This window comes from Pseudomonas jessenii, assembly GCF_002236115.1.
Taxonomy (GTDB): Bacteria; Pseudomonadota; Gammaproteobacteria; order Pseudomonadales; family Pseudomonadaceae; genus Aquipseudomonas; species Aquipseudomonas jessenii.
Genome location: NZ_NIWT01000010.1, coordinates 269,839 through 294,482 on the forward strand (window position 1 = coordinate 269,839; position 24,644 = coordinate 294,482).

Here is a 24,644-nt window from a genome sequence, read left to right on the forward strand (position 1 = left end):
GTTGAAAATGCCCCGCGCTGTACTTGCGCTGTTGATGCTGGTCGCCCTGCCCCTGTGGGCGGCCCAGCCAAAAGACCTGACCTGGTCGGAGATGATCCCGCCCGACGCGCCGAAAGAAGTGCCGAACATGACACCGTTGCATGATCTGTCGCAGATGAGCAGCACGCTCTCGGCAGAGTCGGCGCCAGCAGCCAAGCAGGACATGCCCAACGCACCGGTGGTCAAGACCCTCGACGGCCAGAACATTCGCCTGCCGGGTTACATCGTGCCGCTGGAAGTGAGCGAGGAAGGCCGTACCACGGAGTTTCTGCTGGTGCCGTATTTCGGCGCCTGCATCCATGTGCCGCCACCGCCGTCGAACCAGATCGTGCACGTCAAGAGCGAAGTCGGCGTGAAGCTGGACGAGTTGTATCAGCCTTACTGGATCGAAGGCGCGTTGCAGGTCAAGGCGTCCACCAGCGAGTTGGCGGATGCCGGGTATCAGATGGAGGCGGACAAGATTTATCTGTATGAACTGCCGGAGTGAATCAGGTCGTTTTGTGTCGACTGTCAGTCCGCCATCGCGAGCAAGCTTGCTCCCACAGGGGATCACATGAACTGGCCTAATAATTCCGGACACCTCTTAAGGGCGATATGATTTCGCCAACTTGGAGGTTCCATGAACGAAAGAAAGGTCTATACCCGCGAGTTCAAGCTGCATGCTGCCAGCATGGTGCTTGATGATAACTGCCCGGTTCCAGACGTTTGTGCATCGCTGGATATCGGGCCCACCGCTTTACGGCGTTGGGTCGATCAGGTTCGCAAGGAGCGCGAGGGGCAGCCAGTCAAAGGCACCAAGGCGATTACCGAAGATCAGCGCCAGATCCAGGAACTAAAGGCCAAGATCAAGCGCATGGAAATGGAAGCCGAGATCTTAAAAAAGGCTACCGCTCTCTTGATGTCGGATCCCGATCGTTTTCGATGATTGCGGAACTAAGAGAGTCGTTCCCGACAGCTGTCGTGTGTCGTGTTTTCGATGTGAAGCGCAGCAGCTTTTACGAGTGGCTTCAGCGGCGAGCCCAACCGCGGATCAGGCGCGAAGAGCTCAAGCTCAAAGTGGTTGAACTGCACAGCGAAAGCCGCGAAGCCATGGGCTCCAGAATGATCAGCAAGGGCCTGAAGTCCCAAAACATTGCAGTTGGAAGAGGCCTTGTCCGAGCGCTGATGAGGGAGGCCAACATTGTCAGTAAACAACGCCAGCCTCACCCATTCAGATCCAAAGGAGTGGAAGCGTTTGTCGCGCCCAATCGGCTCAAGCGCAACTTCAAACCGGCTGCAGTCGATCAGGTCTGGTGTGGCGACGTGACCAGCTTGATGGTGGGCGAGCGCTGGGTTCATCTGGCCATCGTCATCGATTTGTTTGCTCGCCGGGTCATCGGTTGGGCATTTTCGCTGGTCAATGACGCCAACTTGGTCAGCAAGGCGCTACGCATGGCGGCAGAGGTTCGAACGTGCCCTGCGGGGCTGATGTTTCACTCGGATCAGGGTTGTCAGTACACCAGCCGCAAGTTTCAAGAAGAACTGAAGCGTCGTGACATATTGCAAAGCATGAGCCATCGCGGGCAGTGCTGGGACAACGCTCCAACAGAGCGATTTTTCGGCACGCTGAAATCAGAATGGGTGCCTCGTAGTGGCTACAGCAAGATCGAGGAAGCCAAAACCGATATGGTGCGCTTCTTCATGTACTACAACCGCACCAGGCTCCACAGCTACAACAACTATCTGTCGCCAATAGCCATGGAGCAAAAAGCGGCATAAACACCGTAACCGGTGTCCGGGATTACTTGACCAGTTCAACATGCCTCCTGTGGGAGCGAGCTTGCTCGCGATGAGGCCATCAGAAACATCACAAATTCCAGTCCTTGCCACTTTCATTGAGCTGCATCAAAAGACCGAATAGTTAGCCGGCTTACCATTGGACATCGAACATTTTTAACGTCCTCTGGAGCCCCCATGAACAAGTCCATGCTCAGCGCTTCGCTGGTTGCCCTTGCGCTCGCAGCCCCGCTCGCCAATGCCTTCGAAGCCGGTGACATCCTCCTTCGTGCCGGCGCCATCACCGTCAACCCGGAAGCCGACAGCTCCAGCGTCAAGGTCGATCAAGGCCCGCTGGCGGGCGCCGACCTGGGCGGCAAGGCGACCATGAGCAGCGACACGCAACTGGGCTTGAACTTCGCCTACATGCTCACCAACCACCTGGGTATCGAGCTGCTGGCGGCCACACCGTTCGAGCATGACGTGAAACTCAAGGGCACGGCCCTGAGCGCGGCCAACGGCAAACTCGGCACCCTCAAGCACCTGCCACCGACCTTGAGCCTGGTGTACTACCCGCTGGACCCGAAGTCGGCCTTCCAGCCGTACGTCGGCGGCGGCATCAACTACACCTATATCTACGACGAACACGTTGGCAGCCAGGCCCAGTCCGCCGGTTTCAGCAACTTCAAGGCGGAAAACTCCTGGGGTCTGGCGTGGCAGGTCGGTGCTGACTACATGCTGACCGATAACATCATGATCAACGCCCAGGTGCGCTACATCGACATCGATACCCGCGCCACCGTCGAGAACAACTCGATCGCACCAGGCACCCGGGCACGGGTGGACGTCGATGTAGACCCGTTCATCTACATGGTGGGTCTGGGTTACAAGTTCTAAAGAACGTTCACGTGGTGGTGAATGAGGCTTGGTGGTGAGCAGACTTAAAAATGACGGCGACTGCTGCGCAGTCGAACGGGGCGATGCGGCGATCCGACGAGCCCCCTCGCCACAGGAATTACACAAGCTGTAAGTAAATTCCGGCCGTGAAAAAGGCGCCTGTAAAAAGGCGCCTTTTTCATGTCCGCATGGAAGAGATCTATCGCCCCAGCAACCGCGCCAGCCCCACACGCATCGGTGTCTGCTCTGTGGTACTGAAGCGTTCCAACAGACGCCGGTTGTTCGCCCGGGAATGACGAATGTCACCGGAGCGTGCCGGGCCGTAGCTCACCGGTGGCAAATTGCCGACCACGGCTTCGAGCGCTTCGAGCATTTGCTTGAGGGTCGTCGCCTGGTTCCAGCCAACGTTGACCGCACCGACTTCGACCCGGGGCATTTCGATGGCCTGCACCAGCAAGTCGACCAGGTCTTCGACGTAGACAAAATCCCGGGTCTGCTCGCCATCGCCGAACACCGTGATCGGCAAGCCCTTCAGTGCACGCTCGCTGAAAATGCTGATCACCCCGGAGTATGGCGAGGACGGATCCTGGCGTGGGCCGTAGATGTTGAAGAAGCGGAAAATCACCGGTTCCAGCCCATGCTGGCGATGGTAGAAGTCGAAGTATTGCTCGCTGGCCAGCTTGTCCACCGCATAAGGCGTCAACGGCGCCTTGGGCGTGTCTTCGTCGATCGACTCACCTTCGCCATTGTTGCCATATACCGCCGCACTGGAGGCAAACAGCACGCGTTTGACCCCGGTCTGGCGCATGGCTTCGCAGACGTTCAGCGTGCCGATGAAGTTGCTCTGGTGTGTGCGCACTGGATCGTCCACCGAGGCCTGCACCGAAGCCACGGCGGCCAGGTGCGCCACAGCGCTGCATCCGGCCATCGCCTGGGCAACCAAAGCCGCATTGGCCACGTCGCCGACGATCAGTTCGACCCTGGGATTATCCAGCGGCAGATTGCTGTGCTTGCCGGTGGACAGGTCATCGAGAATCCGCACCGCATGGCCCCTGGCAAGCAGGGCGTCAGTCAGGTGTGAACCAATGAAACCGGCACCACCGGTGATCAAAACGGGGCTGTCAGCCATGGCGATAGAACCTGTCCAGTAGACCGGGAAGCGCCGCACGCCAGGCGCGTGGTTTGATTCCAAAGGTGTGCAGAATTTTTTTGCAGGCCAGTACCGCGTGTTGCGGTTCTTCGGCGGCATCCGGACGCGCGGCGTGGGCCTGGGCGGTCGGGGCTTCGATGGCCAGCGGATGCAGGCTGCGGGCTTCGGTCAGAATCGCCTGCCCCAGCGCCAGCGGCGTGGTCGCCTCATGCCCGGCGTAGTGGTAGGTGCCCCACAGCGGCGCGGCGCAATCGAGTTGCTTGAGCACTGAAATGATCACGCGGGCGGCATCGTCGACCGGCGTCGGATTGCCCCGTCGGTCGTCGGCCATCAGCAGCTCTTCGGGTTGTTCTGCACGGGCGAGGAAGCGGCCAAGGGCACCGTCCGGGCTGTCGTCCAGCAGCCAGCCGAAACGCAGCAGCACGTGTTGCGGGCAGGTGGCGCGCACGCTTTGCTCGATCCGCCACAACGCCTGACCCCGCAGGCCCAGGGGCACCGGTTCGTCTTTTTCGCTGTAGGCGGTGGCACGGGAGCCGTCGAACACGCGATAGCTGGAGGGTTGCAGCAGGACGATGTTGTGGTGCTGGCACAGTTCCGCCAGACGCTCGATCGCGCGCTCCTGGCCGGCCAGGCGCGATTCGCTCACCGCCTCGGCCTGAAACCAGTCGAAGTAGTAGGCAAGGTTGATCAATGCATCGGGACGGGTGTCGTCGAGCAGTTGTGTCAGGCTCGCGGCATCCCAGCCGTCTTCGGGCGGGCGGGGGGCGAGGAAACCGATGTCTTCCTCCGCACCGAGGCGAATCAGCGCCTGCCCAAGGGCATTTCCGCCGCCCAGTAACATAAGGCGCATTCGCATAGAGTCAGCAGGCCCAGTCTGATTGAAACGATGGCTTTATCGACATCGCGCCCAGGCGATGTCGTTGATAATTGCCGGAATCGTTGCATTTTGCGGGTTTAGTGCGCAACCGTCACCCGTAAAGTGTAGATCCGGGGGATTTGTGGTGCTGTCACTGGCCTCATCGCGAGCAAGCTCGCCCCCACAATGGTTTTGTGTAAACCGCCCCCCTGTGGGAGCAAGCTAGCTCCCACAATGGTTTTGTGTAAGCCGCCCCTCTGTGGGAGCGAGCTTGCTCGCGATGGGGTCCTGTCAGTCAACAGAGATCCCCAAGCGGTACTTGCATCTTGGCCCACCCACCCGCATAACTTGCTGCATGAACCTGCCCATTCCCGCAGACAGTGCCCTGAGCGGCTTCCACCCTGCCGTCAGCGCCTGGTTCAGCCACACGTTCCCGGCGGTCACCGCCGCCCAGGCCCGGGCGTGGCCGTTGATCCGCCAGCGCCGCTCGACCCTGGTCGCCGCGCCCACCGGTTCCGGCAAGACCCTCACCGCCTTTCTCGCCGTCATCGATGACCTGGTGCACCGCGGCCTGGAAAGCCCCGAAGGCTTGCCCGACGCAACCCTGGTGGTCTACGTCTCGCCCCTCAAGGCACTGTCCAACGACATCCAGATCAACCTGCAAAACCCGCTGGCCGGCATTACCGAGCAATTGCGCGTGATGGGCCTGCCCGAACTGCAGATCAGCACCGCCGTGCGCACCGGCGACACACCGCAAAAAGATCGTTCGGCAATGCGCAAGACCGCACCGCACATTCTGGTGACCACGCCGGAATCCCTGTATGTGCTGCTCGGTTCCGACTCTGGCCGGCAGATGCTCGGCACCGCACAAACAGTGATCGTCGACGAGATCCACGCCATGGCTGCCAGCAAACGTGGCAGCCACCTGGCACTGAGCCTTGAACGCCTGCAAGCCCTCTGCCCGGAGCCACTGCTGCGCATCGGGCTGTCGGCCACGCAAAAGCCCATCGAAGCGGTCTCGCGCTTCCTTGTCGGTCGCGACCGCCCGTGCGAGATCGTCGACATCGGCCACGCCCGCCCCCGCGACCTGGACATCGAAGTACCGCCCGTGCCGCTATCGGCCGTGATGGCCAACGATGTCTGGGAGTTGGTCTACGACCGCCTCGCCGCCCTCGCCCGGGAACACCGGACCACGCTGATCTTCGTCAACACTCGACGTCTGGCCGAACGCCTGAGCCGGCACCTGAGCGAGCGCCTGGGCAAGGATGCCGTCGCCGCCCACCACGGCAGCCTGGCCAAGGAATTTCGCCTGGACGCCGAGCAGCGACTCAAGCGCGGTGACCTGCAAGTGCTGATCGCCACGGCGTCGCTGGAACTGGGGATCGACATCGGCGACGTCGACCTGGTGTGCCAGATCGCCTCGCCGCGTTCGATTGCCGGGTTTCTGCAGCGGGTCGGCCGTTCCGGGCACCAGGTCGGCGGCACGCCCAAGGGCCGTTTGTTCGCCACCACCCGGGACGACCTGATCGAATGCGCCGCGCTGCTCGACTGCGTGCGCCGGGGCGAACTCGATACCTTGCTGATCCCGCAAGCGCCGCTGGACGTGCTGGCGCAGCAGATCATCGCCGAGGTCAGTTGCCAGGAGTGGCCGGAACAAGCGCTACTGGAGATGCTGCGCCGCGCCTCGCCCTACGCCGGACTCGACGACAAACACTACCAGGCGCTGCTGAACATGCTCGCCGAGGGTTACAACGGTCGTCAGGGCATCCGTAGCGCCTACCTGCATCGCGACGCTGTGAGCCGCACCCTGCGCGGCCGCCGGGGCGCGAAACTGACGGCGGTGACCAGTGGCGGGACCATTCCGGACAACGCCGACTACAGCGTGCTGCTGGAGCCTCAAGGGCTGAACATCGGCACCATCAACGAAGACTTCGCCGTGGAAAGCATTGCCGGGGATATCTTCCAGTTAGGCAACACGTCCTATCGGATCCTGCGGGTGGAAACCGGCAAAGTCCGGGTCGAGGATGCCCAAGGCCAACCGCCGACCATTCCGTTCTGGCTCGGTGAAGCACCGGGGCGCAGTGCCGAATTGTCCTCGGCGGTGGCGCGCTTGCAGGCACAACTCGATGACCTGCTGGGGGCTGCGCCAGGTAACTTGCAGCCAGCGCTCGACTGGCTGACCGAGACCCTGGGTTTGAACATCGCCAGCGCCGAACAACTGGTGGATTACCTGGCCCGTGCGCGGCAAACGCTGGGTGCCCTGCCATCCCAAGACACATTGCTGATGGAGCGCTTTTTCGACGAGTCCGGCGGCACGCAACTGGTCATTCACACGCCGTTCGGCAGCCGCATCAACCGCGCCTGGGGCCTGGCCCTGCGCAAGCGTTTCTGTCGCACCTTCAATTTCGAATTGCAGGCCGCCGCCAGCGAAGACGCCATCGTGCTGTCGCTGTCCACCAGCCACAGTTTTGAACTGGACGACGTCTGGCGCTACTTGCACAGCAACAGTGCCGAACACATCCTGATTCAAGCCGTGCTCGACGCGCCGCTGTTCGGCGTGCGCTGGCGCTGGAATGCCGGCGTGGCCCTGGCGCTGCCGCGCTACAGCGGCGGGCGTAAAGTCCCGCCGCAAATCCAGCGGATGAAAAGCGAAGACCTGATCGCCAGCGTGTTTCCCGATCAGATCGCCTGCGTGGAAAACCTCGCCGGCGAACGGGAAATTCCCGACCATCCGCTGGTAGAGCAAACCCTCGACGACTGCCTGCACGATGCCATGGACAGCCAAGGCTGGCTGGCCTTGTTGCGGCGCATGGAACGCGGCGACATTCGCCTGATCAGCCGCGACTTGCCTGCGCCCTCGCCGCTGGCGGCGGAGATTCTCAGCGCCCGGCCCTATACCTTTCTCGACGATGCGCCGCTGGAGGAACGTAGAACCCAGGCAGTGCTCAATCGGCGCTGGAGCGACCCGCAATCCACCGACGACCTCGGCGCCCTGGACGCCGAGGCGATTGCCGCCGTGCGCGACGAAGCCTGGCCAGTGCCTTGCGGGGTCGACGAAATGCACGAGGCCTTGATGAGCCTGGCGTGCATCACCGATACCGAGGCCGGCGCCAATCCGCAGTGGTTCGACTGGCTCAACACCCTGGCCGACAGCGGCCGCGCGAGCCGTTTGCAGATCAACGCCGGGCAATCGCTGTGGCTGGCGCTGGAGCGTCTGACCTGCCTGCGGGCGATTTATCCACAGGCCGAACTGACGCCGTCGCTGCAAGCGCTGCCGGACTTCGACGAGGTCTGGGAAGCCGACGACGCCATCCTCGAACTGATCCGCGCGCGGCTCAGTGCATTCGGGCCGCTGGCGCTCGATCGCATTGCCGAACCACTCGGCTTGCCCGCTGCGCAGGTCAACCAGGCCCTGGCGCAACTGGAACGCGAAGGCTACGTGCTGCGCGGTCGCTTTACCCCGGGTGCCACCCGGGAAGAATGGTGCGAGCGGCATTTGCTGGCGCGGATTCACCGCTATACGGTCAAGCGCCTGCGCCGGGAAATCGAACCGGTGGCGTTGCAGGATTTCATGCGATTCCTGTTCGACTGGCAGCATGTGTCGAGCGCAAGCCAGGGTCAGGGCGCCGCGGTACTGCCAGCCGTCGTCGCGCAATTGGAAGGCTACCCTGCTGCCGCTTCAGCCTGGGACAGCGACATCCTGCCGGCGCGGATCAAGGACTACTCGCCGACCTGGCTCGATGAGCTGTGCCGCAGCGGCAGACTGGTGTGGACGCGCCTGACTGCGCACAACAAAAGCGCCAGCACCGCGCTGCGCAGCACGCCGATTTTGTTGCTGCCGCGCAACCGGGTCGGCCTCTGGAGCGGCTTGACCGAACAGACGCCGGTCAGCGAACTGTCGCCGAAAACACAAAAGGTCCACGCCGCCCTCAGCCAGCACGGCGCGCTGTTTTTCGATGAGCTGATCCATGAGGCCCATCTGCTGCGTTCGGAACTGGAAATCGCCCTGCAGGAACTGGTGGGCGCGGGGCTGGTGAACGCCGACAGCTTCGCCGGGTTGCGTGCACTGATCACCCCGGCCAGCAAGCGCCAGCCACGCAACAGCCGGCGTGGGCGCGGAGCATTCATCGGAGGCATGGACGATGCCGGGCGTTGGGCTCTGTTGCGACGCGTGCCTGCCGCGCCGGTAGTGGAAAACCAGCGTCCCGCGCCAGCACCGGCCGAAACGCTGGAACACATCGCCATGACCTTGCTGCGCCGTTACGGCGTGGTGTTCTGGCGTTTGCTGGAGCGTGAGGCGGACTGGCTGCCGAGCTGGCGCGAACTGCTGCGTACTTTCCATCGCCTGGAGGCTCGCGGCGAGATTCGTGGCGGGCGTTTTGTCAGTGGCCTGGCGGGCGAGCAATTCGCCTTGCCTGAGGCGATTCCATTGTTGCGGGAGGTACGGCGTCGGCCTCATGACGGGGGCCTGGTCGCGGTGTGCGGGGTCGATCCGCTGAACCTCGCCGGCACGCTATTGCCCGGCGCGAAAGTCCCGGCACTGGCGAGCAATCGGCTGGTGTATCGCGACGGGTTGGCGGTTGCTGCCGAGATTGCCGGCAAGCAGCAGTTCTGGTTGGAGCTGGATGAACGGGCGATGGCTGAAGTGCGTAGTAAGCTTATCCGGCATTAATGTCGTCTGGACCGGCCCCATCGCGAGCAAGCTCGCTCCCACAGTGATCTCTGTTGTGCCGAAAATTTGTAATCACAGAAGATCCCCTGTGGGAGCGAGCTTGCTCGCGATGGGGCCAGACCAGCCACTGAAAGCCTCAAGTACAAAACTGACTATTGAGACCGCGGCCGCTCCGGCATCAACACCGCCGAATGCTCCGGTGCGGTATCTCCCTCCTTCAGTGGCTCGACAGCATGCCTGGGCACCAATGCCTGCTGTGGATAAGTTTGCGCGAAGTTCACCCACGGACAGTTATCCACAAGCTTTTTCAAACGTTGGTTGAAAGCCCGGCTCACCGCATATTGACCACCGGACACCGTACGGAATTGCGCGGTCAGCACCACACCGTTGAGGTCCATCTTGTCGACGCCAAACACATCCAGCGGCCCTTGCAGGTTGTAGCGCAGGAACGGGTCGTTGCTGATGGAGTGCCCGGCCTCGCGGATCAGCTCGATGGCCTTGTCGACATCGGTTTCGTAGGTGAACTGCACCGAGAAAAACGCATAGGCGAATTGCCGCGATTGGTTGGTCACGGCCTTGATCTGCCCGAACGGCACCGAGTGCACGAAGCCCTTGCCATCGCGCAGGCGCAAGGTACGGATGGTCAGGCCTTCGACGGTGCCGGCATGCCCGGAATCGAGCACCACCCAGTCACCGATGGACAGGGTGTCTTCGATGATGATGAACAGCCCGGTGATCACGTCCTGCACCAGTTGCTGGGAGCCGAAACCGATCGCCAGGCCGATGACCCCGGCACCTGCCAGGAATGGCGCGACGTTGATCCCCAGGTTGGCCATGGTGGTGATCGCGCAAATCACCACCAGGATGATTTTGATCGCGTTGCGCAGCAGCGGCAGGATGGTTTTCACCCGCGTACTCGGCTGGCGCGCCGAGCGCTTGTTGGTTGGCGGTTTCAGGGCTTCCTGAATCGCCGTGTCGAGCACCACCCAGACCATCCAGGTCACCAGCAGGATCAGACCGATGTGGCCCAGGGAATCACTGATCGCCCGGCCCACGGCATTGGTCACCGCGAATTCGAACAGCGACACGCCCCAGATCCGCCCGAGGATATCGATGAACACGATGGCCATGGCGATGCGCAACAAGGCATGTGACAAATTGAGAAAGCGCTCCTTGTAGGCGCTGCCGCGGCGCAGGTCCGCTTCGCTGCGCGTCTTGAACAGATGATGCAGCGTGGTGCTGAGAAACACCGTGGCGATCAGCAGCACCGTGGTGAACAAGGCGCTGCGCAGCACTCTCTGGTTGTCCACCCCGGCGCCGATCAGGTTGATGATCGAAACCAGTACCATCAACAGAATCGGCCAATACCAGAGCCCGGAAAATATCCGCAGGGTTTCACGCAACGCCGGCTGGCTGAGGCGCTGGGCCAGCGGCAGGATACGGATCACATGGGCGACCGGGCGACGCATGCGGATCACCAGCAAGCCGAAGGAAATCGACGCTGCCAATCCAGTGAACACGGCGATGCTGCTGGTGAGATTACTGCCCAGTTGATGGGCGATCTGCGGGCTGGTCAGGGCATCGCTCAGGGCCACCAGAAAACCGATGCCGAACAGCGGTCGTGGGCTGTGTTGTCGAATAATCTGCACCGCCCGCCGCTTGTGTCCGGCATTGAACATCACCACCAGCGACAGCACCAATGACGCGGCAAAGATCCCGGCACTGGTGGCATAGGCAAAACACAACGCCAGCGCCCGTCCCGCCGATATCGGCAAAAGCTGGCTGGCATAAATCGTCAACGGCAGACTGATCACCGCCGGAAGGGTGTAGGGCAACACGTAACCGAGCAACGCCTGGCCCCGTTCGCGACTGAGCAGCAGACGGTGCTCGCACAGGCGCCTGGCGACCATCCGCCCAAGCAGCCAAAGACAGGCAAACACGGCCGCCCACACGCAGGTCAGCAGCAGGAAATCGCCGGCGACGCGCCAGGGCGAACGGGCCGATGGCTTATTGACCAACTGATCCACTTCATCGGCCGCGAGGTCGGCACGCAGGCGCCAGACGTCGAGGAAGTTTTCGTTGAGATCGAGTTTGGTCTGGACCTCGTCGATGCTTGAACTGATGGCCCCCAGTAATCCGCCTTGCACCAGCGGTTCGGGATGGGCCGGCGGAGTCGCGGCGGTCGCGGTGGTCGGCAGCCCCGGTATCGCGGCGGCTTCCAGTTGCTCGCTACCCACAAACAGCAACGCTCCCAGCAGTATCGCGGTCTTGAGCCTGATCAAAACACCCGCTCCTTTGGCTGTGTCGGTAAGGAACTGATCGAGAAATGTCGGGCAAGTTCGGATATTGCCCGCAGATAGCAGGACGGCGATGCCTTCCTGTGCCACAGACTAACACTCGCGCTCGCGATCTTTGCGCCCAAGGCAAATATCAAATGCTCGTCCCTGTATTTTTCCGCACGACCCGAACCACGACACTGCGCTCCATCGAATGAATCCACCGGAGTTGCAGCCATGCCCATTGCCTTGCTCGCGCTGACCCTCAGCGCCTTTGCCATCGGGACGACCGAGTTCGTCATCGTTGGCCTGTTACCCACCATTGGCGCCGACCTCGGCGTCAGTCTGCCATCCGCCGGCCTGCTGGTCAGCCTGTATGCCCTTGGCGTTGCCGTCGGCGCCCCGGTGCTGACCGCCCTCACCGGCAAGGTTCCGCGCAAATTGCTGCTGTTGTCGCTGATGGTGCTGTTCACCCTCGGTAACCTGCTGGCGTGGCAAGCACCGAGTTACGAGTCGTTGATCCTCGCACGGATCGTCACCGGCCTGGCCCACGGGGTGTTTTTCTCGATCGGCTCGACCATCGCCACCAGTCTAGTGCCGAAGGAAAAAGCCGCCAGCGCGATTGCCATCATGTTCACCGGCCTGACCGTGGCGCTGGTCACCGGCGTGCCGCTGGGGACATTCATCGGCCAGCATTTCGGCTGGCGTGAAACCTTCCTCGCCGTTTCGGCCTTGGGCGTGATCGCCTTCATCGGCAGCTTGATCTACGTGCCGAAAAACATCGCCCACAGCAAACCCGCATCACTGTTGCAGCAATTGCAGGTGCTCAAGCAACCACGCCTGCTGCTGGTGTATGCGATGACGGCCGTCGGCTACGGCGGCTCGTTCATTGCCTTTACCTTCCTCGCGCCGATTCTTCAGGACCTCTCCGGCTTCAGCGCCAGCACCGTCAGCCTGGTGTTGCTGGTCTACGGCATCTCCGTGGCCGTCGGCAACATCTGGGGCGGCAAACTGGCGGACAAGCGCGGCCCGATCAGCGCCCTGAAAATCATCTTTGCCCTGCTCGCCGCCGTGTTGTTCCTGCTGACTTTCACCGCCGGTAATCCTTGGCTCGCGCTGGCCACCGTGCTGGTCTGGGGCGCCGTGGCATTCGGCAACGTGCCGGGGTTGCAGGTGTATGTGGTGCGTCAGGCTGAGCATCACACCCCGCAGGCGGTGGACGTGGCGTCCGGCCTGAACATCGCGGCGTTCAACCTCGGCATTGCCGGTGGCGCGTGGGGCGGTGGCCTGATCGTCGCCCACATGGGGTTGATTCACACTGCATGGATCGGTGGCCTGGTGGTGTTGGTGGCGCTGGCATTGACCGCGTGGAGTGGACGTCTTGATCGCCTCGGCCCAGTGTTCGCCGAACCAGCTGAGGACTCTGCCCGCGTTATTACTGCCCACTGATAACCCCTGTGGGAGCGAGCTTGCTCGCGATGACGGCGGTCCATTCAACATGGATGTGACTGATAAACCGCCATCGCGAGCAAGCTCGCTCCCACACTTGTTCGGTGTTGTTCCGTAGAAAATTTACCGTCCGTAGCCCCATCGAAACTTTTGCCGCCGCAGCGCAGTCACCCAAAGACATGGGTAGGTAGTCCGGAGGCGACATGGCGGCGATTCATATCGGTATTTCAGGCTGGCGCTACACGCCCTGGCGGGGAGACTTCTACCCCATTGGCCTGACCCACAAGCGCGAATTGCAATTCGCCTCGCGGGCGGTCAACAGCATCGAAATCAATGGATCGTTCTACGCACTGCAGCGCCCCGAACGCTATGCCGTGGAAATCCGCCATGACAGCTTTGTCGATCCGCTGTTCGTCCGCTTGCTCAAGCGCTACAACACGGCCCTGGTCATCGCCGACACCGCAGGTAAATGGCCGTATCGCGAAGACATCACCAGCGATTTCGTCTACCTGCGTCTGCATGGCGCCGAAGCACTCTATGCCAGCGGTTACACCCCGCAGGCACTAAAACGCTGGGGCGAACGAATCGAAGCCTGGCATCACGGCCAACAACCGGATAATCCACAATTGATCGCACCCCGGCAGAAGCCAAAGGCGTGCAAATCCCGGGAGGTGTTCTGCTATTTCGATAACGACATCAAAGTCCGCGCCCCCTTTGATGCACGCCACTTGCTGCAACGCCTGCACCTCGAAAAAAACCTCGCCACCGTCCCCGGTGAGCCAGCGGCCGAGGGCGTGTTGCCATGAGCATTCCAGAGCCGGTCGGCGTCACGGACGAGCAGACCCCCATCAACACGACAGTGCAACGCTTCACCGTGCTGACGGTCAACACCCATAAAGGTTTCACCGCACTCAACCGGCGCTTCATCCTGCCGGAACTGCGTGAAGCGGTGCGCAGCGTGTCTGCCGATGTGGTGTTTTTGCAGGAAGTCCACGGCACCCACGAACAGCATCCCAGGCGCTACACCAACTGGCCGGCGATGCCGCAATACGAATTCCTTGCCGACAGCCTGTGGCCGCAGTTCGCCTATGGCCGCAATGCGGTGTATCCGGCGGGCGATCACGGCAATGCGCTGCTGTCGAAGTTCCAGATCATCCGCCACGACAACCTCGACGTGTCCATCAGCGGCCACGAGAACCGCGGGCTTTTGCATTGCGTATTGCGCTTGCCCGGTGACGGCCAGGAGGTACATGCGATTTGCGTGCATCTGGGGCTGCGCGAAACCCATCGCACCGCGCAACTGAAGCTGCTCGCCCAGCGCCTGGACGCCCTGCCCGGCGACGCCCCGGTGATTGTCGCCGGGGACTTCAACGATTGGCGCCAGCGCGCCGATGCATTGCTCACACCCAGCGGTTTGCGCGAAGTCTTCGCCGAGCACCATGGCAAACCGGCGCGCAGTTTCCCCGCGCGCTTGCCGGCATTGCGCCTGGACCGCATCTACGTACGCAACCTCAAGGCCAGCCATCCGCAAGTGCTGACCTCCCGGCCCTGGTCGCACCTTTCCGACCACGCCCCGCTGTCGGTGGAGATCGAGCTATGAGCAGCCAGTTGATGGAAAAAAACACGCTGGAACACATCCCCGCTCCGCCCACCCGCGAGCCGACAGCGGTCGATGTCGAATACGGCTGGCAAGGCAGCAATCGGGTCGAGTTGCTGGAAAATGGCGAGGCGTATTTTCCCCGGGTGTTTGAAGCCCTGCGCCGGGCGCAAAATGAAATCCTGTTGGAGACCTTCATTCTGTTCGAGGACAAGGTCGGCAATGAGCTGCAACAGATTCTGATCGAAGCCGCCCAGCGTGGCGTGCGCATCACCGTGAGCCTCGACGGCTTCGGCTGCGGCGAACTGAGTACCGGGTTCCTGAACGCCCTGACCGCGGCCGGCGTGCACCTGCAAATATTCGATCCGGCACCGAAACGCCTGGGCATCCGCACCAACTGGTTCCGGCGCCTGCACCGCAAGATCGTGGTGGTCGATGGCACCGTCGCGTTCGTCGGCGGGATCAATTTTTCCGCCGATCATCTGGCCGACTTCGGCCCCGAGGCCAAACAGGATTATTCCGTAGAAGTTCAGGGTCCGGCCGTTGCCGACATCCATCACTTTGCCCTGCTGCAATGCGGTCGCCCGGCGCGCGCCAAATACTGGTGGCACCGCCGTCGGCAGCGGCGTTCGGAACTGGCCTTCAGCGATCACGATGGTCAGGTGCGGCTGGTGTACCGCGACAACGGGGAACACCAGACCGACATCGAGGAGGTTTACCGCCAGGTATTGCGCCAGGCGCAGCGCCGGGTGGTGATCGCCAACGCCTACTTCTTTCCAGGGTTCCGCTTGTTGCGCGAGATCCGCAACGCGGCCCGCCGAGGGGTGGATGTGCGGCTGATCCTGCAGGGCCAGCCAGACATGCGGGTGGCCAGGCTTGCGGCGCGCATGACCTACGATTACCTGCTCAAGTCCGGGGTGAAGATCTACGAATATTGCGACCGTCCGCTGCACGGCAAGGTCGCACTGGTGGATGAAGACTGGAGCACCGTAGGCTCCAGCAACCTAGACCCGTTGAGCCTGTCGATGAACCTGGAGGCCAACGTACTGATCCGCGACCGTGGCTTCAATCGAGTTCTGTTCGATCGCCTGGAAGACCTCAGCGACAACCATTGCAAGGTCATGTCTCACGACATCGCGCCACGCGGGCGTGTCTGGCACATGACCGTCGGTTTTCTGGTGTTTCACTGCTTGCGGCATTTCCCGGCGTGGGCCGGTTGGTTGCCGGCGCATAAACCTCGCCTGAAACACATTCCTCCTCCGACCGGGGCCGCTGACCATGAACCGCACTGAGCCCCACACGGCAACTCACGCCAAAAGCCCTGGAAAGGCGCACTGGAACCGCTGGAAACGACCGCTGACGATGCTGTTTTTCCTGATGCTGATCGTGCTCTTCACGATGCTCGCCCAGCGCATCGAATGGTACGAAGTGTTCGATACCCTGGCCGATTTCAAGGTGCGCACACTGATCATTGCCTCGGGGCTGACCCTGGTGAGTTTTCTGGTGTACGCCTGCTTCGACCTGATCGGCCGCACCTACATCCGCCAGAACCTGACCTGGAAGCAGATTCTGCCCGTGGGGATCATCAGCTACGCCTTCAACCTGAACCTGAGCGCCTGGGTCGGTGGCATCGCCATGCGATACCGGTTGTATTCGCGGCTCGGGGTCAGCAAGAGCAACATCGCGAAAATCCTCGGTCTGAGCCTGGCGACCAACTGGTTCGGTTACATGGTCATTGCCGGCGCCATGTTCAGCAGCGGGCTGGTGCGCATGCCGCCGGGGTGGAAGCTCAGCAGTAGCGCGCTGCAAGGCGTGGGGGTTTTGTTATTGCTGCTGAGCGCCGGATACCTGGTGGCGTGCCGGTTTGCCAAACGTCGGGAGTGGGTGATTCGTGGTGTGGAGATTGACCTGCCGTCGCCGCGCATGGCCGTGCTGCAACTGGCCCTCGGTGCCCTGAACTGGTCGCTGATGGCAGCGGTGATCTTCACCTTGCTACCGAACAAACTGGACTATCCACTGGTGCTGGGTGTGCTGTTGATCAGCGCCATCGCCGGGGTCATCACTCACATCCCGGCCGGGCTCGGCGTGCTGGAAGCCGTGTTTGTGGCGCTGCTGCAACACGAGGCTTCGCGGGGCAGCCTGGTGGCGGGACTGCTGGCCTATCGAGCGATATATTTCATCCTGCCGTTGTTGATTGCCCTGGTGATGTACCTGCTGGTGGAAGCCAAGGCCAAGTCATTGCGGATTGCGAAGAAACCCAAGTGATTTTGTGCTGGTTGTGAGGACGCCTTCGCGGGCAAGCCCGCTCCCACAGTGCCTGTTGGTGGATGCAGATTCCATGTACACCCTCGATCCTTGTGGGAGCGGGCTTGCCCGCGAAGGGGCCCGCAAGAACACCCCAATATCAGGATGATTGAATAATGCTCAAACGCTCCCCCACTACCATCTCGGTAATCCAGCCGACAAGGATCGAGGTGTAGGCCTGCTGCGAAACCGGGTCGCTCAGCGCATGGTCGGCGCCATCGATAATGCGATGGGTCAGCGAGTGAGTCTGCTGGCACGCCGCGCGGTAACTCATGATCGTCGAATGGGGCACGTAGTCGTCGGTCTCGGACTGCACCAACAGGACATCCCCGGTGAATTGCGAGCAGGCGTGCAAGGCACGATTGCTGTCGGCACGCACCAGGGTGCTTCGGTAATCACGCAGATCCAGCTTGTCCAGGTCGCGTTTCGGCGCGTGCCATTGCTCGTCTCGATACAGCGCCGGCACCCGCAGCGCCAGCCAGCGCACGGGCCTCAGCGAGGTCAGAATCGAGGCCAGATAACCCCCGTAACTGGTGCCGACCACGGCAATCGCCGAGGTATCGAGGGCCGGGTGCGCGAGCAAGCGGTCATAGGCCGCCAGCAGGTCGCGCAAATTGTCTTCCCGGGTCACCCGGGACAATGGAATGCCGGTGCCACCGGTGTGCCCGCGCAGGTCAAAGGTCAGGCACACGCACCCCAACCCGGCGATACCTTTGGCGCGTTCCAGATCCCGCTCCTGGCTGCCGCCCCAACCGTGCACAAAGAGCACGCCGGGGACTTTCGATTTGGGACTCAGGAAGGTCCCGCTCATCTGTTCGTCGTCGATGTCGATCTGAATGGATTCGCTTCTAGCCGTCATAGGGTTTAACCGTCACGTACTTGAGGAGAAAGTCACTGGCCTGCGCCGGCCCGCGGTACACCTCGATGGCGTCCGCCGGCAGCGGCTGGTCGATGTAGGTTTCCACCGAAGACACACGAATCGCGCATATCCCCGGATCGTTGACGAAATTCTGCAAGGCCGCGACCTCGGCGCTGCTGGCACCGCCCATGCGCCAGGACTGTTCGAGCACACCGCTGCGTGGCCGGCCATCGCTGCCGACGCCCTGGGCGATGTCGTAGTTGCGCCGCGAGGCATAGAAACCTGGGTAGGCTTCATCCGCCGCGCTGTCGAACACCTGTGCCTGGCGGATCGCCAGTTGCACGTCTTCCGGCAGATCCAGCTTCAACAATTCGTCATAGCCGCCTGGCACCACCAGCAGGTTGGACCCGCCATACACCTGTTCACCCTGAGCGTCCTCGGTCAAGTATTGATCACCGCAGTAACTGAGTACCTTTGCGCCGATAAAACTCTGGCCGACGCTGTGGGTAATCACCTGGTCCAGGTCCTGTTCGAGCACCACGCCTTCGGTGAACATCGCCTCGGCCTCGGGCTGGGCAAGCAGCTCATCGAACTCTTCGAGGCTTTTGATCACTTCCTGACCACGTCCGGCACAGGCATGAATCGGTTTCAGGCGGATCGGCCCGGTGTACAGCAAATGCTCCGCCGCCGGGCGCGCATCCTTCAGGGAGAACACGCTGAGACCGTCGAGCACCACGCTGCGCACCCGCTCGGAAAACAACGGAGCCCAGCCTCGCGGCGCATGGGCATGGTGGTTGAGCAATCCGTGACTGATGGCTTTGGTGCAGATGAAGTCGTGGTCGACATAACCGCCCCACAAATCCTCCGGGCCCTTGACCCCCAGTTGCCGGGCAGCCGCAGCGCCCACAAGGGTCTGGGTCGGCAACAGGTAGAGGTCTCGCCCTGCATGCAGTTGCGGGTCGTAGCTGCCGCCGTAGTTGAGCCCCAGTATCTGCGCCAGCCAGCGGGCCAGTGCGCGGTTGGTTTCAACTTCATGCACTGGCGCGTCGGCGAGCACCGAATGGGCGACCACCAGTTTCCTGCGGTTTGCCGGGGTCATGCATCCCCCTTCAATCGACGTTTGATGAATGTAGCTGAAGGGGTGCAGAGATCAGGCCAAGGCCCGTTGAGGGAAAAGGGGTTTTAAATCAGCCCGTTGCGCAGGAAGTGATGGCATGTGGCCTGTTTTATTCTGCACGACGCCCTTTGATACTCCGGCATTTTGCACGATTCCAGCCCGCACGCCCGACCCTGTGGGAGCGAGCTTGCTCGCGATGAGGGAATGACATTCAACATTTATGTAGCAGACACACAGCTATCGCGAGCAAGCTCGCTCCCACAGGGAATCGAGGTGATGCGACTACCGTGGGACCGATCCAGAGTTCACCCCAAACCGTGTCCGATAATCACTCGGCGCCAACCCGGTGATTTTCCTGAACGTTGCGCGAAACGCCCCGGGGTCCTGATAACCCACGGTCCAGGCGATGTGGTCGATGGTGCCGTTGGTGAACTCAAGCATTTCCCGGGCCTTGCCAACTCGCAGGTGCTGGCAGTATTCGGTGGGTTTGAGCCCGGTGGCCGCGCGAAAGCGTCGCAGGAAGGTGCGTTCTTCCAGCCCTGCCTTTTCGGCCATCGCCGCCAGCGACACATCGGTCGCTCCGGTACTTTGCAGCCAGTGTTGCACCTTGAGGATCGTCGCATCGCCATGACTGAGGATCGGCGCAAAGTTGCTGCCGCACTCACTGGCGCTATCGCTGTGTTCCACCACCAGAAAACGCGCGGTGTTGGTGGCGATGCTCGGCCCCAGCAACCGGTTGACCAGGCGCAGACCCAGTTCCGACCAGGCCATCAGCCCGGCGGTGGTAATCAGGTCGCCGTCATCGACAATCGGCGTATCGGCCTTGAGCCGGATCGCCGGATAACGTTCGGCGAAAGCTTTGGCCGAGGTCCAGTGAGTGGTGGCGCTACGACCGTCGAGCAGACCGCTTTCGGCCAACAGGATAGAGCCCACGCAAACCCCGCCCAGTGTCGCGCCGCTGGCATGTTGCTCACGCAACCAGCGAATCAATCCCTTTGGCGCCTGGCCTTCGGAAAAACCGCCGATCGACGGCGGAATCAACACGGCCACCAGGGCGCGCTCCAGGCCAGGATGGCTGTCGAAGACCCGAACCGGCGCCTGATCACTCTCGACCTGCCAATGGCTGACCCGCAACAGCGGCAACTGCACAGACTGATGTTCGGCGGCGATCCGGTTGGCCACCCCGAACAAATCCGTCAAACCATGCACCGCCGCCATCTGCGCGCCGGGATAGATCAGTACACCGAGTTCGGCGATTGCCCTTTCTGCGTCCATTGTCAGTTTTCCCCCTTCTATTGTCGGTGCGGCCAATCCTCGGATCGCCTGCCAGAGCCAATACTTCATTCCACACCAACACACACTTCGAGGAAACAGTCATGGCCAAGCAAGCGCTCATCGTAGTCGATATCCAGAACGACTACTTCCCCCAAGGCAAGTGGCCGCTGGTCGGTGCCGACGCCGCCGCCGACAACGCCGTACGCCTGATCAAGGCCTTCCGCGACGCAGGGGATTCAGTGGTGCACATTCGCCACGAATTCACCTCTGAAGATGCGCCGTTTTTCACCCCGAACTCCGAGGGCGCGAAGTTGCACCCGAAAGTGCTCAACCGTGCCGACGAACCGGTGGTGCTCAAACACTTCGTCAACTCGTTCCGCGAAACCGAACTGAAATCGATCCTCGACGAACAAGGCATCAAGGAACTGGTGGTCGTGGGCAGCATGAGCCACATGTGCGTCGACGGCATCACCCGGGCGGCGGCGGATTTTGGTTATACGGTCACCGTGATCCACGACGCCTGCGCCACCCGTGACCTGGAGTTCAATGGCGTGACGGTTCCGGCGGCGCAAGTTCATGCGGCGTTCATGGCGGCCCTGGCGTTTGCCTATGCCAGCGTGGTCTCGACCAACGAGTACCTGACAAGAAGCCGGAAGCTGTAAACCTTATTCGGGACAAGACAGCAAAAATGAAAAAGCCCATGGCCTCACCTGCCATGGGCTTTTAATTGCCGGTGAGTCTGGACGATCTGCATCAAACGCAATACCGCCAGAATCCTGAAAAGTCATGCAGAAGCCAACAATCACTCCACTCCCAACGCATACGCGGGGGATGTTGCTTTCACCCATGCCACTTTCTGGATAACTCACTGGAAGCCTGAACAATGAACAGCATGAATATCAGCACTGACAGCCTGTCGAAAAAAACATCCCTCGGACTCACCACCATGGCGCTAGGGACCTACGGCATTTACTTCGCCCTCGCCGTTATCTACTTCTGGTTCGGGGGAATGAAATTCACCCACTATGAAGCAGAGGGGCTGGTGCCGCTGGTGAGCAACAGTCCCTTCCTGGGATGGGTCTATAACATTTTCAGTGTCGATCTGTTTTCCAGTTTGCTTGGCGTTCTGGAGATCTCCATCGGTGTACTGATTGCGGGTCGCCTGCTGTCGCCAAAGCTTTCCTTGATCGGGGGCGCCTTGTCGGCCGGGCTGTTTTTCACCACCTTGAGCTTTATGTTCTCGACCCCCGGCGTGATTGAGCCCGGCCTTGGTTTCCCGGCCATTTCGGTCGCGCCAGGCCAGTTCCTGCTCAAGGACATCGGCTTGCTTGCCGCCTCCCTGTTCGTGGCGGGCCATTCGCTGACCCGACTGGAAACCCCTTGAGCTGACAACTTCACCCGCCGATGGCCTGAATCAGCTCGATGCATTCAGGTCATCGCCATCACCCGCCAGTACGCGGCCCTCAAGGGCCAGGGATTTCATCCAGTCCCGTGGACTGCAGCCGGTCTTGCGGCGAAACGCACGGGCAAGGGCCGACGGACTTTCATAGCCCACCTCATCGGCGATCAGCGTAATCGGCCGCCCCTCCCGCAGGCGCTTCTGCGCCAGACTGATCCGCCAGCTCAGAAGATAATCCAACGGTGTTTGCCCCAGGACCGCGCGGAAATGCACCGCAAAAGCGGCGCGGGACATGTTCGATTCATTTGCCAACTCGGCCACTGACCAGGCCCGCTGAGGTTGGTTGTGCATCTGTATCAGCGAGCGCGACAGCCGCACATCGGCCAACCCGGCCATCATGCCGGTGCTCAACTGATGGTGGTCGAGCAAATGCCGGAACAGCAGGATGATCAACAGTTCGAACAAACGATCAAGCACGGCCTCCCTGCCGCAATGGCCAGCGCCAGCTTCACCGAACAGCCATCTCAGGGTGTCGGCCAGCAACGGCAGCTCATCCAGGGGCAACACCAGAAGATCGGGGAGCGAAGCAGATATCGGATTGCTGGCGCCGCCATCGAACAGCATCGACGCACATAACAGCTGAGCACCTTCAGTCTCACTGGCGATGAGCTGATGTCGACTGGGGCGCGGCAGGAAAATCAGGCTGGGGCGAGTGATCAACAACTCACTCCTCCCTGGGCCTTTCAAAGTGACAGAGCCGGCCTGCAACAAGTGAATATGACCGCGCTGGTCGGCGCCATCGTAGGACGCCACGCCGCAAAGCATGCCGCTGTAGAACAGGTTCGCGCGCACGCCGAACTGTGACAACAACGTAGACAGGCGATCCATAGGGCAACTCTGCACAGGGTCTGGACCCATAGCAGAGTATCACTGCGCGCTGACGGCTGGACGATCCTCGATCCCGGCGAGGAATGCCCAGGTAAAATGCAAAAAGCCCGGCATTCATAGGGAGGCCGGGCTTTTTCAGGCTCTATTCTTTGGTGAAAGAATCAGAACGGGATATCGTCATCAAAGCTGTCGAAATCCGGAGCCGGCTGAGGAGCGGCCTGCTGTGGAGCCGGGCGCGACTGTTGCGGCGCCGACTGCTGTGGACGTGGAGCCTGCTGGCGTGGCGCGGACTGCTGGTAGTTGTTACCACCGCCCTGGCCTTGCTGGTCGCCCTGTGGACGGCCGCCCAGCAGTTGCATGGTGCCTTGCATGTCGACCACGATTTCGGTGGTGTAACGCTTGATACCGTCTTTTTCCCACTCGCGGGTCTGCAGCTTGCCTTCGATGTAGACCTGAGAACCTTTACGCAGGTATTCGCCAGCGATTTCTGCAACCTTGCCGAACATCGACACACGGTGCCATTCGGTCTTTTCAACTTTCTGACCGGTTTGCTTGTCGGTCCACTGTTCGCTGGTCGCCAGACTCAGGTTGGTCACGGCGTTACCGTTAGGCAAGTAGCGAACTTCGGGATCCTGGCCGCAAGTGCCGACCAATATGACTTTGTTAACCCCACGGGCCATAACGTTCTCCTAGGCTACGCACGCTGCCCCGGCCGGGTTGTTCACCAGGCGCTCAAGGGTGGTGCGATCCAATAGTTCGGTGTCCAGTTTGATGTAAATCGCCGCCTCTTCCGCGACGATGACTGCATCTGTTACCCCTACGACCGCCTTCAGGCGCTCGACCAGACCCGCTTCGCGGATCGCCTCGGGCGACAACGGCAAGCGCAGGCTCGTGACGTAGGGAGGTTCGCGCATGGTAACAGCAAAGGCCAGCCAGAGGGCAGCCAGACCGGCGCATCCGAGGAACACAACCGACAGACCGCCATGCTGGAACAGCCAACCGCCAAGAATGCCGCCCAATGCCGACCCGAGGAACTGGCTGGTGGAATAAACCCCCATCGCCGTGCCCTTGCCGCCGGCCGGTGAAACCTTGCTGATCAGCGATGGCAACGAAGCTTCCAGCAGATTGAACGCGGTGAAGAACACCACCGTACCGATCACCAGAGCCCGCAAGCTGTCGCCGAACTGCCAGAAGAATAGCTCAGTGAACATCAGCGTCACGACGGCGCCGAGTAAAACTCGTTTCATTTTGCGTTTCTTCTCGCCGTAGATAATGAACGGGATCATGGCGAAGAAAGAAATCAGCAACGCGGTCAGGTACACCCACCAGTGCTGCTCTTTGGGCAGCCCGGCTTTCTCGACCAGCGCCAGCGGCAAGGCGACGAAGCTGGACATCAACATCGCGTGCAACACAAAAATACCCAGGTCCAGCCGTAGCAGGTCCGGGTGCTTGAGCGTCGGCATCAATGCCTGGCGCGCAACACCGGACTCGCGATGCTGCAATGTCCCGGTAGAGCGCGGCACCATGAACATGACGATCACAATGCCGAGCAGCGCCATGCCGCCCGTGGCGAGGAACAACCCGGACAGACCAAAAGCGCGGGTCAGCAACGGGCCGACCACCATGGCGACGGCGAACGACAGACCGATGGTCATGCCGATCATGGCCATGGCTTTGGTCCGATGCTGCTCCCGGGTCAGGTCTGACAACAAGGCCATGACCGCGGCTGAAATCGCCCCGGCACCTTGCAGGATTCGCCCGGCGATCACGCCCCAGATCGAATCGGCATTGGCCGCCAGCAGACTGCCGAGGGCAAACACGATCAGGCCCAGGTAAATCACCGGGCGGCGACCGATCCTGTCGGAAATGAAACCGAAAGGAATCTGGAAAACTGCCTGGGTCAGGCCATAAGCGCCAATCGCCAGACCGATCAGGGCCGGCGTGGCTCCGGCCAGGTCCATCCCATAGGTCGCCAAAACCGGCAACACCATGAACATGCCAAGCATACGGAAGGCGAACACCAGGGCCAGACCGCTTGCCGCGCGGGTCTCGCTGCCGCTCATGCGCTCGCTGTGGGGATCGTGCATGGAAAAACCTCATGTGAACCGGCG

21 protein-coding genes are annotated in these 24,644 nt (G+C 61.4%); 12 read left to right on the top strand and 9 right to left on the bottom strand.

All coding sequences use genetic code 11. From position 1 onward, the window contains the following. Positions 1 to 7 precede the first annotated feature (7 nt). From PSJE_RS29735 to PSJE_RS29745, 4 genes are all read left to right on the top strand, one after another. Positions 8 to 526, top strand: coding sequence for a DUF3299 domain-containing protein (locus PSJE_RS29735; protein WP_090451674.1), 519 nt, complete (start codon positions 8 to 10; stop codon positions 524 to 526). 132 nt (positions 527 to 658) lie between these two features. Then, on the top strand, positions 659 to 964 hold the full coding sequence (locus PSJE_RS31865; RefSeq protein WP_008047186.1) for an IS3 family transposase: 306 nt from the start codon (positions 659 to 661) through the stop codon (positions 962 to 964). Next, positions 961 to 1,797, top strand: coding sequence for an IS3 family transposase (locus tag PSJE_RS29740; RefSeq protein ID WP_235863926.1), 837 nt, complete (start codon positions 961 to 963; stop codon positions 1,795 to 1,797). The genes PSJE_RS31865 and PSJE_RS29740 overlap by 4 nt, the downstream gene beginning before the upstream one ends. 195 nt (positions 1,798 to 1,992) lie before the next feature. Beyond that, positions 1,993 to 2,691 carry an OmpW/AlkL family protein gene (locus PSJE_RS29745; protein ID WP_090451676.1) on the top strand — a complete coding sequence of 233 codons (699 nt, stop codon included), beginning with the start codon at positions 1,993 to 1,995 and terminating at the stop codon, positions 2,689 to 2,691. A 199-nt stretch (positions 2,692 to 2,890) separates the two neighbouring features. Here PSJE_RS29745 and PSJE_RS29750 read toward each other — a convergent pair whose 3' ends face one another. After that, positions 2,891 to 3,820: an NAD-dependent epimerase/dehydratase family protein gene (locus tag PSJE_RS29750; RefSeq protein WP_090451678.1), complete on the bottom strand. Its 930-nt coding sequence runs from the start codon at positions 3,818 to 3,820 to the stop codon at positions 2,891 to 2,893. Next, on the bottom strand, positions 3,813 to 4,697 hold the full coding sequence (locus tag PSJE_RS29755) for a sugar nucleotide-binding protein (RefSeq protein WP_008053852.1): 885 nt from the start codon (positions 4,695 to 4,697) through the stop codon (positions 3,813 to 3,815). Before PSJE_RS29755 ends, PSJE_RS29750 begins: the two co-directional genes overlap by 8 nt. Positions 4,698 to 5,052: 355 nt before the next feature. Between PSJE_RS29755 and PSJE_RS29760 the strand changes: the two genes are divergently transcribed. Beyond that, the gene (locus PSJE_RS29760) at positions 5,053 to 9,369 is read left to right on the top strand and encodes a DEAD/DEAH box helicase (RefSeq protein ID WP_090451680.1); all 4,317 of its coding nucleotides are present in this window, start codon (positions 5,053 to 5,055) and stop codon (positions 9,367 to 9,369) included. Positions 9,370 to 9,521: 152 nt separating this feature from the next. Here the strand turns inward: PSJE_RS29760 and PSJE_RS29765 are convergent, their stop codons facing one another. Then, positions 9,522 to 11,651 (bottom strand): mechanosensitive ion channel family protein, encoded by a 2,130-nt coding sequence (locus PSJE_RS29765; protein ID WP_090451682.1) that lies wholly within the window; start codon positions 11,649 to 11,651, stop codon positions 9,522 to 9,524. A 231-nt stretch (positions 11,652 to 11,882) separates the two neighbouring features. Here PSJE_RS29765 and PSJE_RS29770 point away from each other — a divergent pair, with 231 nt between their 5' ends. The 5 genes from PSJE_RS29770 (at position 11,883) to PSJE_RS29790 (ending at position 16,956) form a co-directional block, all read left to right on the top strand. After that, positions 11,883 to 13,094 (top strand): MFS transporter, encoded by a 1,212-nt coding sequence (locus PSJE_RS29770; protein WP_090451683.1) that lies wholly within the window; start codon positions 11,883 to 11,885, stop codon positions 13,092 to 13,094. Between the two features lie 203 nt (positions 13,095 to 13,297). Next, positions 13,298 to 13,900: a DUF72 domain-containing protein gene (locus PSJE_RS29775; protein WP_090451685.1), complete on the top strand. Its 603-nt coding sequence runs from the start codon at positions 13,298 to 13,300 to the stop codon at positions 13,898 to 13,900. Further along, positions 13,897 to 14,694: an endonuclease/exonuclease/phosphatase family protein gene (locus PSJE_RS29780; protein WP_057713111.1), complete on the top strand. Its 798-nt coding sequence runs from the start codon at positions 13,897 to 13,899 to the stop codon at positions 14,692 to 14,694. Before PSJE_RS29775 ends, PSJE_RS29780 begins: the two co-directional genes overlap by 4 nt. Further along, entirely contained in the window at positions 14,691 to 15,983 is a 1,293-nt protein-coding gene (gene clsB, locus PSJE_RS29785; protein ID WP_090451687.1) for a cardiolipin synthase ClsB, read from the top strand. Before PSJE_RS29780 ends, clsB begins: the two co-directional genes overlap by 4 nt. Further along, positions 15,970 to 16,956 carry a lysylphosphatidylglycerol synthase domain-containing protein gene (locus PSJE_RS29790; protein ID WP_090451689.1) on the top strand — a complete coding sequence of 329 codons (987 nt, stop codon included), beginning with the start codon at positions 15,970 to 15,972 and terminating at the stop codon, positions 16,954 to 16,956. The genes clsB and PSJE_RS29790 overlap by 14 nt, the downstream gene beginning before the upstream one ends. A 139-nt stretch (positions 16,957 to 17,095) precedes the next feature. Here the strand turns inward: PSJE_RS29790 and PSJE_RS29795 are convergent, their stop codons facing one another. The 3 genes from PSJE_RS29795 to PSJE_RS29805 all read right to left on the bottom strand — a co-directional run bounded on the left by PSJE_RS29795 (position 17,096) and on the right by PSJE_RS29805 (position 20,246). After that, positions 17,096 to 17,854 (bottom strand): alpha/beta hydrolase family protein, encoded by a 759-nt coding sequence (locus PSJE_RS29795; RefSeq protein WP_057713108.1) that lies wholly within the window; start codon positions 17,852 to 17,854, stop codon positions 17,096 to 17,098. Beyond that, positions 17,844 to 18,953, bottom strand: coding sequence for a DUF3182 family protein (locus PSJE_RS29800; protein ID WP_090451691.1), 1,110 nt, complete (start codon positions 18,951 to 18,953; stop codon positions 17,844 to 17,846). The genes PSJE_RS29795 and PSJE_RS29800 overlap by 11 nt, the downstream gene beginning before the upstream one ends. A gap of 300 nt (positions 18,954 to 19,253) precedes the next feature. After that, on the bottom strand, positions 19,254 to 20,246 hold the full coding sequence (locus PSJE_RS29805; protein ID WP_090451693.1) for a GlxA family transcriptional regulator: 993 nt from the start codon (positions 20,244 to 20,246) through the stop codon (positions 19,254 to 19,256). Positions 20,247 to 20,347: 101 nt separating this feature from the next. Between PSJE_RS29805 and PSJE_RS29810 the strand changes: the two genes are divergently transcribed. Together PSJE_RS29810 and PSJE_RS29815 are read left to right on the top strand one after the other, a co-directional pair. Beyond that, positions 20,348 to 20,908, top strand: coding sequence for a cysteine hydrolase family protein (locus tag PSJE_RS29810; protein ID WP_057713105.1), 561 nt, complete (start codon positions 20,348 to 20,350; stop codon positions 20,906 to 20,908). Between the two features lie 221 nt (positions 20,909 to 21,129). Continuing rightward, positions 21,130 to 21,630: a YkgB family protein gene (locus PSJE_RS29815; RefSeq protein WP_057713104.1), complete on the top strand. Its 501-nt coding sequence runs from the start codon at positions 21,130 to 21,132 to the stop codon at positions 21,628 to 21,630. A 30-nt stretch (positions 21,631 to 21,660) separates the two neighbouring features. Here PSJE_RS29815 and PSJE_RS29820 read toward each other — a convergent pair whose 3' ends face one another. From PSJE_RS29820 to PSJE_RS29830, 3 genes are all read right to left on the bottom strand, one after another. Further along, positions 21,661 to 22,533 (bottom strand): AraC family transcriptional regulator, encoded by an 873-nt coding sequence (locus PSJE_RS29820; protein ID WP_090451695.1) that lies wholly within the window; start codon positions 22,531 to 22,533, stop codon positions 21,661 to 21,663. A 161-nt stretch (positions 22,534 to 22,694) separates the two neighbouring features. Beyond that, complete coding sequence (locus PSJE_RS29825; protein WP_007984430.1) at positions 22,695 to 23,213, bottom strand: single-stranded DNA-binding protein; 519 nt, start codon at positions 23,211 to 23,213, stop codon at positions 22,695 to 22,697. Positions 23,214 to 23,222: 9 nt separating this feature from the next. After that, positions 23,223 to 24,620 carry an MFS transporter gene (locus PSJE_RS29830; RefSeq protein WP_090451697.1) on the bottom strand — a complete coding sequence of 466 codons (1,398 nt, stop codon included), beginning with the start codon at positions 24,618 to 24,620 and terminating at the stop codon, positions 23,223 to 23,225. Positions 24,621 to 24,644 lie beyond the last annotated feature (24 nt).

Bases quoted from the DNA above. Each gene is read 5' to 3' on its own strand.
- PSJE_RS29820 (WP_090451695.1), bottom strand. From the start codon at position 22,533: ATGGATCGCCTGTCTACGTTGTTGTCACAGTTCGGCGTGCGCGCGAAC.
- clsB (WP_090451687.1), top strand. From the start codon at position 14,691: ATGAGCAGCCAGTTGATGGAAAAAAACACGCTGGAACACATCCCCGCT.
- PSJE_RS31865 (WP_008047186.1), top strand. From the start codon at position 659: ATGAACGAAAGAAAGGTCTATACCCGCGAGTTCAAGCTGCATGCTGCC.
- PSJE_RS29755 (WP_008053852.1), bottom strand. From the start codon at position 4,697: ATGCGAATGCGCCTTATGTTACTGGGCGGCGGAAATGCCCTTGGGCAG.
- PSJE_RS29750 (WP_090451678.1), bottom strand. From the start codon at position 3,820: ATGGCTGACAGCCCCGTTTTGATCACCGGTGGTGCCGGTTTCATTGGT.
- PSJE_RS29770 (WP_090451683.1), top strand. From the start codon at position 11,883: ATGCCCATTGCCTTGCTCGCGCTGACCCTCAGCGCCTTTGCCATCGGG.
- PSJE_RS29735 (WP_090451674.1), top strand. From the start codon at position 8: ATGCCCCGCGCTGTACTTGCGCTGTTGATGCTGGTCGCCCTGCCCCTG.
- PSJE_RS29805 (WP_090451693.1), bottom strand. From the start codon at position 20,246: ATGGACGCAGAAAGGGCAATCGCCGAACTCGGTGTACTGATCTATCCC.
- PSJE_RS29775 (WP_090451685.1), top strand. From the start codon at position 13,298: ATGGCGGCGATTCATATCGGTATTTCAGGCTGGCGCTACACGCCCTGG.
- PSJE_RS29815 (WP_057713104.1), top strand. From the start codon at position 21,130: ATGAACAGCATGAATATCAGCACTGACAGCCTGTCGAAAAAAACATCC.
- PSJE_RS29780 (WP_057713111.1), top strand. From the start codon at position 13,897: ATGAGCATTCCAGAGCCGGTCGGCGTCACGGACGAGCAGACCCCCATC.
- PSJE_RS29760 (WP_090451680.1), top strand. From the start codon at position 5,053: ATGAACCTGCCCATTCCCGCAGACAGTGCCCTGAGCGGCTTCCACCCT.
- PSJE_RS29790 (WP_090451689.1), top strand. From the start codon at position 15,970: ATGAACCGCACTGAGCCCCACACGGCAACTCACGCCAAAAGCCCTGGA.
- PSJE_RS29800 (WP_090451691.1), bottom strand. From the start codon at position 18,953: ATGACCCCGGCAAACCGCAGGAAACTGGTGGTCGCCCATTCGGTGCTC.
- PSJE_RS29830 (WP_090451697.1), bottom strand. From the start codon at position 24,620: ATGCACGATCCCCACAGCGAGCGCATGAGCGGCAGCGAGACCCGCGCG.
- PSJE_RS29825 (WP_007984430.1), bottom strand. From the start codon at position 23,213: ATGGCCCGTGGGGTTAACAAAGTCATATTGGTCGGCACTTGCGGCCAG.
- PSJE_RS29810 (WP_057713105.1), top strand. From the start codon at position 20,348: ATGGCCAAGCAAGCGCTCATCGTAGTCGATATCCAGAACGACTACTTC.
- PSJE_RS29795 (WP_057713108.1), bottom strand. From the start codon at position 17,854: ATGACGGCTAGAAGCGAATCCATTCAGATCGACATCGACGACGAACAG.
- PSJE_RS29745 (WP_090451676.1), top strand. From the start codon at position 1,993: ATGAACAAGTCCATGCTCAGCGCTTCGCTGGTTGCCCTTGCGCTCGCA.
- PSJE_RS29740 (WP_235863926.1), top strand. From the start codon at position 961: ATGATTGCGGAACTAAGAGAGTCGTTCCCGACAGCTGTCGTGTGTCGT.